Below are 11,595 nucleotides of genomic sequence, written 5' to 3' on the forward strand. Positions count from 1 at the left end.
CTTTAAGAATTAACGCGGGTGAAAGGAGATTCTTATGAAAACCAAATCAGGAAGCTTCCTAAAAAGGCTTCGCTATTTTAAACCGATTGATACTTTATCAGATGGATGGAGCCAGCTTTCAGCAGGGGATCGGGAATGGGAGAAGATGTATCGTCAAAGGTGGCAGCACGATAAGGTTGTCAGAACCACACATGGTGTGAACTGTACCGGTTCTTGCAGCTGGAAAGTATTTGTAAAGGATGGAATTATTACATGGGAAAATCAGCAGACAGATTATCCGAGCTGCGGACCTGATATGCCGGAATTTGAACCAAGGGGATGTCCGCGTGGAGCCAGCTTTTCCTGGTATGTGTACAGCCCGCTTCGTGTGAAATACCCGTATGTTCGCGGTACTCTCATAAAATTATATAGGGATGCGCTTAAGCAGGAAAATGATCCTGTAAAAGCGTGGGCAAGGATTGTAGAAGATTCTGACAAGACAAAGCAGTATAAATCCGCACGAGGCAAAGGTGGTTTTATCCGTGTGACAACGGAAGAGGTTTATGAAATGATTTCCGCTTCGCTTATCTATACCACTCAGAAATTTGGACCTGATCGAATCGCAGGGTTTACACCAATTCCAGCCATGTCGATGGTTAGTTATGCTGCTGGTTCCCGCTTTTTATCCATGCTCGGTGCCCCGATGTTAAGCTTTTACGATTGGTACGCGGATTTACCGCCAGCCTCACCTCAAATATGGGGGGAGCAAACCGACGTTCCGGAAAGCAGCGATTGGTATAATTCTGGTTATATCATGATGTGGGGCTCCAATGTACCCATGACTCGAACACCTGACGCCCACTTTATGACAGAAGTACGCTACAAAGGTACAAAGGTGGTAGCGGTTAGCCCGGACTATGCGGAAAACGTAAAATTTGCAGATGACTGGCTGCCGATTAATCCTGGTGAAGATGCGGCTCTCGCACAATCGATGACCCATGTCATTTTAAAAGAGTTTTATGTCGACAAGCAAACCGACTATTTTTATGATTATGCCAAAAAGTATACCGACCTTCCGTACTTGATTACGCTGAAACAGAATGGAGAAGCGTATGTTTCGGATCGTTTTTTAACAGCAAGCGATTTAGGAATGCCCTTTACGAATGCACAATGGAAAACAGCTATTCTTGACAAAGAAACAAAGAAAATCGTTATTCCAAACGGCAGTATTGGGCATCGCTGGGGGGATAAAGGTCAGTGGAACCTCCTGCAAAAAGATGAAGAAGGAAATCCATTTGAACCTGAGTTAACGATTCTTGGTCAGGAAGATCATATGATAAACATTCAATTCCCTTATTTTGACCGAGATGGTACGAAGATAATTTCCCGACCTGTTCCTGTTAAAAAGGTTATAAAAGCTTCGGGTGAAGAAGTAAATGTCACGACAGTGTTTGACCTTATGTTAGCCCACTATGGAGTGAATCGAGAAGAGCTTGAGGGTGAGAAATCCTTTGATTATGCCGATGAGCAGCCATATACACCAGCATGGCAGGAAAAATATACGGGTATAGATCAAAAATTAGTGATCAAAATTGCCCGGGAGTTTGCCCAAAACGCTGTTGATACAAAGGGCCGTTCGATGATCATTATGGGGGCAGGAATTAATCATTGGTTTAACGGTGATACCATTTACCGTAGTATTTTAAACCTTGTTTTATTAACAGGCTCACAGGGAGTCAATGGCGGCGGCTGGGCTCATTACGTTGGGCAGGAAAAATGCCGCGTCCCGGAAGGATGGGGAACCATTGCGTTTGGCCGTGATTGGTCGATTCCGCCACGCTTACAAAATGCCACCTCCTTCTTTTATTTTGTGACAGACCAATGGCGCTATGAAGAAACAAATCTGGATGAGCTTGCATCACCGCTAATAAAAAAAGCGCGCTATAAGCATTCTGCTGATTACAACGTACTTGCCGCACGCTTAGGATGGCTGCCATCTTATCCCCAATTTAACCGGAGTTCGATTGGGTTGTATGAAGAGGCGAAGAAGGACGGGGCAAAAACAACGGATGAGGTCATACAGTATGTGGTGAATGAATTAAAAACAGGAAAGATGGAATTCGCCATCGAAGACCCTGATAATCCTGTTAACTTCCCACGAAACCTTTTTGTTTGGCGTTCGAATTTAATTTCAAGCTCTGGAAAAGGGCATGAGTATTTTCTGAAGCATCTAATAGGAACCTCGAATGGATTGCTTGGTGAGGAAAATAACTCCATGAAGCCAGAGGAAATGAAGTGGAGAGCGAAGGGAGCAGAAGGAAAGCTCGATCTTTTGGTCACAATTGATTTTCGAATGGCCGGAAACTCACTTTATTCGGATATTGTTTTACCAGCTGCAACTTGGTATGAAAAGCACGATATCAGCAGTACGGATATGCATCCGTTTGTCCATCCGTTTAATCCAGCGATTAATCCGCCGTGGGAGGCACAATCGGATTGGGATACGTTTAAAGGTATAGCGAAAGCTTTCTCAAAGATGGCTGAAAAGCACTTTCCTGAATCAGTTAAGGATCTAGTCACAATTCCGCTCCTCCATGATTCACCGGATGAGATTGCTCAGCCTTTTGGTAAAGTCCTTGATTGGAAGAAGGGAGAAACCGAGCCGTTACCGGGTGTTACGATGCCTCGAATGGCTTTTGTGGAACGAGATTATAAGAAAATATATGAAAAGTTCATTGCACTTGGGCCGCTTGCCGAGAAAAATCCTGTCGGCGCTCATGGAATCTCATTTTCTGTTGCAGAACAATATCAACAGCTAAAGGATATGAACGGAACGATTGAAAAAGAAGGATTCACTCATGGTATGCCGAGCATCGAATCAGCGCGCCAGGCAGCAGAATCAATGATGACGCTATCTAGTGCAACAAACGGCAAGGTAGCAATGAAGGCTTGGGAAGCTGAAGAGGGAAAAACGGGCCTTTCATTAAAGGATATTGCAGAAGATCAAGCTTCGGTACATCATACTTTCCAGGATATTTCCATACAACCCCGTAAAGTGATTCCGACACCAGTTTTTACTGGTTCGAATAAAGGAAATAGACGTTATTCGCCTTTTACGACCAATATTGAACGGTTTGTCCCATTTCGAACTCTTACTGGACGACAGCATTTCTTTCTAGATCATGAAATCCTCACCGAATATGGGGAGAATTTCCCAATATATAAACCTACATTACCGGAAATGGTTTTTTCCAGCCGTGATCAAGCTCCGAAGAAGCATGATAACGAGATTTCCCTGCGTTATTTAACACCTCACGGAAAATGGAACATCCATAGCACCTATCAGGATAATTTGACGATGCTTACTCTATTCCGTGGAGGACCGAATGTATGGATGAGTGTCAAGGATGCCGAACAGGCCGGTATTAAAGATAATGACTGGGTAGAGGTCTACAACCGTAATGGTGTCGTAGCTGCAAGGGCAGTAACGAGTCATAAAATGCCTAATGGTACGTTGTATATGTACCATGCTCAGGATAAGCATATTAATACCCCTGGTTCGACCATAACAGGAGAACGGGGCGGTACCCATAATAGTCCGACAAAAATTCACGTCAAGCCAACACAATTAATTGGCGGCTATGCACAGCTGAGCTATGGTTTCAATTACTATGGTCCAATAGGAAACCAACGTGATCTTTATGTGTCTGTACGGAAGATGAAGGAGGTGCCTTGGCTTGAAGATTAAAGCACAAGTAGCAATGGTCATGAACCTTGATAAATGCATTGGCTGTCACACCTGTAGTGTTACGTGTAAAAACACATGGACGAACCGTCCGGGAGCAGAGTATATCTGGTTTAATAATGTAGAAACCAAACCGGGAGTAGGCTATCCAATCGAATGGGAAAATCAAGATAAGCATAAAGGCGGCTGGGCTTTAAAGAACGATCAGCTCGAATTAAATTCCGGCAGCAAGCTGAATAAGCTTGCTCTGGGGAAAATATTCCATAATCCAGATCTTCCGACGATTGATGAATACTATGAACCATGGTCCTATGATTTTGAAAAGCTGACGAACAGCCCTCAGAAAAAGCACCAGCCTGTTGTCCGGCCTAAATCACTTCTAACGGGGGAAATGATGGAGCTTGAGTGGGGTCCAAACTGGGAGGACGATCTAGCCGGTGCTCATATAACCGGACAAAAAGACCCTAACTATAAGAAAATGGAAGAGGCAGTAAAATTAGAATTTGAACAAGCCTTTATGATGTATCTGCCCCGCATATGTGAGCACTGCTTAAATCCAGGCTGCGTTGCTTCATGTCCATCAGGTGCAATTTATAAGCGGGATGAGGACGGGATTGTACTAGTCGATCAGGAGCAGTGCCGCGGTTGGAGATACTGCATGACAGGTTGTCCGTATAAAAAGGTTTATTTTAACTGGGAAACGCAGAAAGCAGAGAAGTGTACCTTCTGCTTCCCAAGAATTGAAGCTGGTTTACCAACCGTTTGTTCGGAAACGTGCACAGGTCGTCTTCGATATATCGGAGTCCTTCTTTATGACGCAGACAGGGTAAAGGAGGTAGCATCCGCTCCCAATGAAAAGGATTTATACAAAGAGCACTTAAGTTTGTTCCTGGACCCTAATGACCCACAGGTGGTGGAGCAGGCGAAAAAAGATGGAATTTCGGATGATTGGTTAGAAGCTGCCCGTAAATCTCCAATCTATAAGCTGGCAATCAAATATAAAATTGCTCTTCCGCTTCATCCGGAATATCGAACATTGCCGATGGTTTGGTATGTTCCGCCGCTAAGTCCATTTACGACCATGTTTGAAGGGAAAGACACTAACGGGTCGATAGAAGCAATGTTTCCTGCAATCCGGCACATGAGAATACCGCTGGAGTACCTGGCCAATTTACTTTCAGCAGGAGACACAGATGTTATAAAGGATTTACTAGAAAAAATGATAGCGATGCGTCACCATATGAGGGCAAAAACTTTGGGGCAAGCTCCAAACGAACAAATGCTCAAACAGATTGGCATGACGCCGGAGGTTATTGAGGAAATGTACCGCTTGCTTGCAATCGCGAAATATGAAGACCGGTTTGTTATTCCTCCTGCACATAAGGAGCACTCTTTGAATCTTTATGATCAACAAGGTACAACAGGGTATGAATTTGACTGTAATACTTGTAAAGTAGGTGGGTATGATGGAACAAATGAAAAATTCCATGTCCTCAAACGATGAAACCGAGGTAAGAGATCTATTTAAAATCATTTCCTATTTATTACAGTATCCAGATAAAAAATGGCTTCAATGGGGAGAGTTAGTTGAGGAAGTCCAACTATTGAATAACAGTATCCTAAAATTGCCTCTTCTTTCATTCCTTGATGCAATCGGAGGAATGTCATTGGAAGATTTAGAACAGCAGTATGTCAGCTTATTTGACTTTAATCCGGCCTGCTCACTTTCGTTAAGTTATCTAAAAGCAGGTGAACAAAAAGAAAGAGGTCAAATACTTGTTGAGTTAAAGGCGATGTACAAAGATTATGGATATGAAATGACGGAAGAGGAGCTTTCGGATTATTTACCGGTTATATTAGAATTTTCATCGGTAGCACCTCTGCAAATATCAGTGAACTTGTTACGAAGTTTTCGTGAACCAATGATAAAATTAAAAAATGAGTTGGAAGCACTCAAGAGTCCGTATCATTATTTAATTTCTGCTTGTCTGTCTGGAATGGAGTCACTTGATCGAGACATTTTAGCAAGGGGGGAAGGATAACAAATGCTGCAATTTTTGTGGGTTATTTTCCCTTATTTAATGATTACCATTTTTCTAGTCGGACATATTTATCGTTATAATTTTGACCAATTATCGTGGACGGCTAAATCAAGTGAGTTTTTAGAAAAAAAGAGTTTACGATGGGGTAGTATGTTGTTTCATATCGGAATCTTGTTCGTGTTTGCAGGTCATGTATTTGGTCTCCTTGTTCCTAAAACGGTATTGTCGGCTGTTGGGATAGGTGAAACCCTATATCATACTGGTGCAGTTTACGGAGGAGGATTTGCTGGTACGGTTACGTTAATTGGGATTATCATTTTGTTTAGCAGGCGTCTTACGAATAAAAGAGTATGGATGACGAGTGATTCCAGTGATATCATAACGGTTGTCTTCATCTTTCTGATTATCTTAATTGGAACCTACAATACATTAATCGGAAACCAGTTTCATCCACATTTTGATTATCGTGAAACGATTAGTCCATGGTTTAGAGGCCTGCTTACTTTTACTCCCGACCCTTTTTTAATGAGAGATGTTCCTATAGGTTTCCAGCTGCATATATTGATCTCTTTTGCACTAATTGGCATCTGGCCATTTACTCGACTCGTTCATGTTTGGAGTGTCCCGCTTACTTATTTTAAACGGCGCTATATTATATATAGGAAGAGGGCTGGATGAAGATCTTAGATGGAGAATCTTTGAGGCTATACGAGGTACTAAGAAAATGCAGGAATTTGGTTCCTGCATTTTCTTATTTTAAAGGTTATTTTTGTCGACCATAAAGTCAAATTATATTCAAACCATAAATTCAGTCTGTATCTATGATTTCAGAATCATTTAAAATACAGGCTTTTTTTTCTATTCTTTTTTTAATCTTCCCGCCTTTTTTGCCGCTTCTATTAATATGATTTCGAATTGGGCGGACCCAATTCAGTTTAAAAGAACCTTACTCAAGAAAAGAGTAAATTTCCTATTGTTATTACCAAAATTATACATTATAATAACATTAAAAATGAATGAATAATTCATTCATAAAAAGGAGATCGGAAATGGCTAATATTACGGGGAAAAAGGAATGGAACCTGATGAATAAATATGTATTGATTACAGGCGCAACAAACGGGATTGGCTTTGCTGCAGCAAAGGCAATTGCTTCACGCGGTGCGAATTTAGGCATTATTGCTAGGGATAAAGGGAGGGCCGAAGCTATTGCTGCCCAATTAAAGGAGCAAACAAGCAAACAGATAAAGGTAGATGTGTTCATTGCTGATCTTGCCTCTCAAAAGTCAATTCGCAAAGTCGCTATGCAAATACTTGAACGGTGCCCCAAGATTGATATCTTAGTGAATAATGCCGGAGCATTATTCGATACTTTTCAGAAGACAGAGGATGGAGTGGAAATGACTTGGGCGGTGAATCACCTTGCACCATTTCTTCTCACTTCGCTGCTTTTGGACCGTCTGAAGGAAAGTGAGGCGGCCAGGATAATCAATACTGCTTCACATGGTCACAAGATGGTGAAAAAAGGACTTGAGTTTGATAATGTTAATGCAGAGCATCTCTATAGAGGTGTTAAAAAGGTAATAGGTGGTCCTACCTTGTGCTATGCTCAAAGCAAACTAGCAAATATCCTATTCACATTTGAATTGGCGCGTCGTCTGGAAGGAACCAATGTCACCGTCCATTGCTTTGATCCGGGACTGGTCGCGACAAATTTCAATCAAAACAATGGAGTTTTAGCTAAGGCAACCATGGCTGTGATGAAATTCTTTTCACGTACCCCGGATGAGGGAGCGGACACATTAGTATGGCTCTCGGAATTAAAGGATGTTTCCGATTTAAATGGGCACTACTGTGCTGACAGGCAGAAGAAGGCACCAGCGGTTGTAGCCTCTAATAGAGAAACAGCAAGAAAACTTTGGGAAATTAGTGAGGAACAAGTTAAGTTATCTGCACTATGAATTTTATCGAGATTTGAAAGAGAGTGAAGAATCGTGTCTCCATTAAATGACCAACAACTGAACCAGATCCGTGATGAACGGAGAGAACAAATAAAAAAGGCAGCTCTAAAAGTTTTTGCCCTCCATGGGCTCGTTGGCACCAAAATGAACATGATTGCCAATGAAGCGGGCATTAGCCAGGGGCTATCATATCGTTATTACAGTTCAAAGGATGAGCTTTTTATTGAACTAGTTCAGGAAGCCATGGAAGAAACGGCGGACGCATTTGCCTCGTTAGGGTATATGAAAGGATCGCCAACAGAAATAATCAAGACGTTAACTACAAAAATGCTTGATGGAAGTAATAGACATTCATTTATGCTTATTCAGCAAGTACAAACTTCGGATGAAGTCCCTGACAAGGCAAAGGAAATTGTTCAACGATATTCAACCACTTCTTTCATAGAACAATTGATTCCAATCTTTAAAAATGGACAGGAGAAAGGGGAGTTTTGTAAAGGTGATCCGGCTGCGTTAATGATCCTCTACTTCTCCGTCCTTTCCGGTTTAATGTTACTTCAGACTGGTGAAATGGAGCAGGATCATGTTCCTGATATTCATATTTTAATGAAAATGTTAAGATGAAGTAAGTGTTTTATCCTTTATATTTTTAATATCATAAACAAATCAAGTTAAATCATTGTGTTGTAATTGAACATTAATAGTGGTATCGAAATATTTTAAAGAAAAATAGTTGACACCCCAGCTACTCGGTGTTACGATATACCTGTAATAAGCAATACTTAATAGCGCGATTTCCCAAAAGCTATTAATTAAAGAAATATTTTTAAGAAAAATAATTGACACCTCTGCTACTCGGTGTTACGATGTACTTGTAATGAGTAATACTTAATAGCGTGATTTCCCAAAAGCTATTAAGTAAAAGTTTTACTTAGTACTAAGTTATACTGAATATAAGTCAGACAAAATAGAGGAGGTAAAGGAGGCACTGAATATGGAAAATTTAACTGAAATGCTGAAGGGCTCGCTGGAAGGCTGTGTGCTGGAAATCATCAGCCGCCATGAAACCTATGGCTACGAGATTACCCGACGCCTGAACGAGCTTGGGTTTACCGAAGTCGTGGAAGGGACTGTATACACCATCCTCGTGCGATTAGAAAAGAAAAAACTTGTGAACATAGAAAAAAAACCGTCAGATATGGGACCGCCCCGAAAGTTTTACTCACTTAATGAGGCTGGCCGCCAGGAACTTGAATTGTTTTGGAAAAAATGGGATTTTGTATCATCAAAAATCAATGTCTTAAAGTCAATCTAGTTTCATAAGATATTCCATCCGATATTTTTGGAGTGTCTTGTTCAGCTTTATAAAAAAGGAGGAAAAATAACATGTTGGAAATGTTCAAAAAAATGATTGGTGATAAAAAAGAGTACAAGATGATGATGGCACGGGTTGAAGCCCTGCCAGAGGACTACCAGTTTGTATTTAAGAAAATTCAAAACTACATGTGGAATTTCTCAGCAGGAAACGGGATGGATATGCTGCACATGCAGTATGAATTAATCGAGTTGTTCGAAGCTGGTGCAGCGGAAAGCAGACAAGTGCTGGAAATCACTGGGGACGACGTGGCGTCCTTTGCCGACGAACTAGTGGCAAACGCTAAAACCTATTTCGCGAAGTATCGTGAAGATTTGAATCAGAGTATCATGAATCGATTGGGAAAAAAATAAATTCAGTAGATAATACCGACTGATTAGCTGGTTACAAATGTGAATTGCCGCCTTCGCTATTCAGTTATATTTTTAATCCGGTAATAAGTAATACTGATTATCAGTCAGACTAAATAGGAGAGTATAGGCAATCTAGCTCTGCAAAGACGCTTTTTATAAGGAGGAAAAAAGTATGAACAATGCAGCGATTTCTGTAAAAGGGTTAAAAAAATCCTTTAAAGACAAGGAAGTCTTAAAGGGGGTGGATTTTGAGGTCCGGCGTGGCGAAATTTTCGCACTGCTGGGCTCAAATGGTGCGGGCAAGACGACGACTGTCAACATCCTCTCGACGCTGATGAAGCCCGATGGCGGCGAAGTAGGTATTTGCGGCTTTGACGTCCAGCGTCAACCGAATCATGTTCGCCAGAGCATCAGCCTGACAGGGCAGTTCGCAGCTTTAGACGGCATGCACACCGGGCGGGAAAACCTGATGATGATCGCCAAGTTGCGGGGAGTTTCCAATCCCGCTCAAGTCGCCGATAATCTGCTTGCAAGATTCAGCCTGACCGATGCGGCCAACCTCCGGGCGGACAAATATTCCGGCGGGATGAAGCGCCGGCTTGACATCGCCATGAGCCTGATCGGGACGCCAGCAGTCATTTTTCTCGACGAACCCACGACAGGGCTTGACCCTGAAGCGCGAATTGAAGTCTGGGATACCGTGAAGGAGCTTGCCGGCGGCGGCACGACCATCTTGCTGACGACCCAGTACCTGGAGGAAGCCGAACAATTGGCGGACCGTATCGCCATCCTGCATGGTGGAAAAATCATCACGACCGGTACACTTACCGAACTCAAAGAGATGTTCCCGCCAGCGAAAGTGGAGTACATTGAGAAGCAGCCGACATTGGAGGAAATTTTCCTCGCGATCATCGGCAAAAAGGAGGAGATGTAAATGAAAAGCAAAACAGGGGTATTACTAGGGCGTTTAATGCGCAACATCATGCGCAGCCCGGATACGATTATCACGGTGGCGATTACGCCGATTATGATGATGCTGCTGTTTGTCTACGTATTTGGCGGCGCCATAGAGACAGGCACGGACAACTACGTCAATTATTTATTGCCGGGAATCTTGCTGATGGCTATCGCATCCGGCGTCGCTTACACTTCCGTGCGGCTGTTTACGGATGTAAAGAGCGGGCTGATGGCGCGTTTCATTACCATGCCCATCAAGCGCTCGTCGGTATTGTGGGCTCATGTGTTGACCTCGCTTGTTTCCAATGCGCTTACTATCGTGGTGGTTATCCTCGTCGCGCTTTTGATGGGCTTCCGTTCCAGCGCTGATATCCTGGATTGGCTCGCGGTAGCCGGGATACTCGGGCTGTTTACGCTGGCGCTGACATGGCTGGCGGTCATTCCCGGATTGACAGCGAGGTCTATGGAAGGGGCGACAGCCTACTCGTACCCGCTGATTTTCCTGCCGTTTATCAGTTCGGCCTTTGTCCCCACCGAAACCATGCCTAAAATTGTCGGTGCGTTCGCTGAGAACCAGCCCGTGACTTCAATCGTGAATGCGATTCGTGCCCTCTTGTATGAGGGGTCTGTTGGCAACGGTATCTGGATCGCGCTTGCCTGGTGTGTCGGCATCATGGTCATCGCATACTTCTTCGCCAGTAAACAATTTAAACGCCAGTTAGGGTAAGTACACCATTATGGGATTAGCCATATCAATAGTCAGCCGCTGCGATGTATGCATTTGCTATCACATGGAAGGCTGCTAAAATGCCGGGGCAACCATCGACGAAATCATGGAAACCCTCAAAATTGGTGTGATTGGTGGCGGTTATTTCGCTTTCACCAATCTCTTTTCGGTCAGTAAGCTTTTCTTTTTGTACAACGGTGAAGGATAGTTAAAGTTGCAACGTTTTAAGAACTCATTTAAACTTCGCGTAAATCTGTTCTAATAGGGCAAAATATGTAACGGGATTGTGCTGGAAAGTACATGCCTATTTTAAATAAGGAGTGAGATGAGTGGCTGATAAAAACCAACGTAATCGTATCGATAATGATGCTAGCGAAGCGGTAGGAACTGGTGTCGGTGCTGTCGCTGGCGCTGCTTTGGGTTCTGTTCTTGGTCCAGTTGGTACCGTTGCAGGAG

At 42.9% G+C, this 11,595-nt stretch carries 10 protein-coding genes; all 10 read left to right on the plus strand.

What is annotated here, in order from left to right; all coding sequences use genetic code 11:
• Nucleotides 1-34: 34 nt before the first annotated feature.
• The 10 genes from TR08_RS19810 (at nucleotide 35) to TR08_RS19855 (ending at nucleotide 11,139) form a co-directional block, all read left to right on the plus strand.
• Nucleotides 35-3,727, plus strand: a complete 3,693-nt coding sequence (locus TR08_RS19810; RefSeq protein ID WP_045521213.1) for a nitrate reductase subunit alpha — start codon at nucleotides 35-37, stop codon at nucleotides 3,725-3,727.
• The gene (narH, locus tag TR08_RS19815; protein WP_045521215.1) at nucleotides 3,717-5,228 is read left to right on the plus strand and encodes a nitrate reductase subunit beta; all 1,512 of its coding nucleotides are present in this window, start codon (nucleotides 3,717-3,719) and stop codon (nucleotides 5,226-5,228) included. The genes TR08_RS19810 and narH overlap by 11 nt, the downstream gene beginning before the upstream one ends.
• On the plus strand, nucleotides 5,191-5,766 hold the full coding sequence (narJ, locus tag TR08_RS19820; protein WP_045521216.1) for a nitrate reductase molybdenum cofactor assembly chaperone: 576 nt from the start codon (nucleotides 5,191-5,193) through the stop codon (nucleotides 5,764-5,766). The genes narH and narJ overlap by 38 nt, the downstream gene beginning before the upstream one ends.
• 3 nt (nucleotides 5,767-5,769) lie before the next feature.
• Nucleotides 5,770-6,444 (plus strand): respiratory nitrate reductase subunit gamma, encoded by a 675-nt coding sequence (narI, locus tag TR08_RS19825; protein WP_045521218.1) that lies wholly within the window; start codon nucleotides 5,770-5,772, stop codon nucleotides 6,442-6,444.
• A gap of 371 nt (nucleotides 6,445-6,815) precedes the next feature.
• The gene (locus tag TR08_RS19830; RefSeq protein ID WP_045521220.1) at nucleotides 6,816-7,727 is read left to right on the plus strand and encodes an SDR family NAD(P)-dependent oxidoreductase; all 912 of its coding nucleotides are present in this window, start codon (nucleotides 6,816-6,818) and stop codon (nucleotides 7,725-7,727) included.
• Between the two features lie 33 nt (nucleotides 7,728-7,760).
• Nucleotides 7,761-8,351, plus strand: coding sequence for a TetR/AcrR family transcriptional regulator (locus tag TR08_RS19835; protein WP_045521222.1), 591 nt, complete (start codon nucleotides 7,761-7,763; stop codon nucleotides 8,349-8,351).
• A gap of 370 nt (nucleotides 8,352-8,721) precedes the next feature.
• On the plus strand, nucleotides 8,722-9,042 hold the full coding sequence (locus TR08_RS19840; protein ID WP_016131412.1) for a PadR family transcriptional regulator: 321 nt from the start codon (nucleotides 8,722-8,724) through the stop codon (nucleotides 9,040-9,042).
• 71 nt (nucleotides 9,043-9,113) lie between these two features.
• Entirely contained in the window at nucleotides 9,114-9,455 is a 342-nt protein-coding gene (locus TR08_RS19845; RefSeq protein WP_045521225.1) for a DUF1048 domain-containing protein, read from the plus strand.
• Between the two features lie 172 nt (nucleotides 9,456-9,627).
• The gene (locus TR08_RS19850) at nucleotides 9,628-10,389 is read left to right on the plus strand and encodes an ABC transporter ATP-binding protein (RefSeq protein ID WP_045521226.1); all 762 of its coding nucleotides are present in this window, start codon (nucleotides 9,628-9,630) and stop codon (nucleotides 10,387-10,389) included.
• Nucleotides 10,390-11,139, plus strand: coding sequence for an ABC transporter permease (locus tag TR08_RS19855; protein WP_045521227.1), 750 nt, complete (start codon nucleotides 10,390-10,392; stop codon nucleotides 11,137-11,139). It abuts the gene before it with no gap.
• Nucleotides 11,140-11,595: the final 456 nt, after the last annotated feature.

Source organism: Neobacillus niacini (assembly GCF_000759675.1).
Lineage (GTDB): Bacteria > Bacillota > Bacilli > Bacillales > Cytobacillaceae > Neobacillus > Neobacillus niacini_A.

What these genes read in the sequence shown, in the direction of transcription:
- TR08_RS19810 (WP_045521213.1), top strand. Translation starts at nt 35, where the DNA reads ATGAAAACCAAATCAGGAAGCTTCCTAAAAAGGCTTCGCTATTTTAAA.
- narJ (WP_045521216.1), top strand. Translation starts at nt 5,191, where the DNA reads ATGGAACAAATGAAAAATTCCATGTCCTCAAACGATGAAACCGAGGTA.
- narI (WP_045521218.1), top strand. Translation starts at nt 5,770, where the DNA reads ATGCTGCAATTTTTGTGGGTTATTTTCCCTTATTTAATGATTACCATT.
- TR08_RS19830 (WP_045521220.1), top strand. Translation starts at nt 6,816, where the DNA reads ATGGCTAATATTACGGGGAAAAAGGAATGGAACCTGATGAATAAATAT.
- TR08_RS19840 (WP_016131412.1), top strand. Translation starts at nt 8,722, where the DNA reads ATGGAAAATTTAACTGAAATGCTGAAGGGCTCGCTGGAAGGCTGTGTG.
- TR08_RS19845 (WP_045521225.1), top strand. Translation starts at nt 9,114, where the DNA reads ATGTTGGAAATGTTCAAAAAAATGATTGGTGATAAAAAAGAGTACAAG.
- TR08_RS19850 (WP_045521226.1), top strand. Translation starts at nt 9,628, where the DNA reads ATGAACAATGCAGCGATTTCTGTAAAAGGGTTAAAAAAATCCTTTAAA.
- TR08_RS19855 (WP_045521227.1), top strand. Translation starts at nt 10,390, where the DNA reads ATGAAAAGCAAAACAGGGGTATTACTAGGGCGTTTAATGCGCAACATC.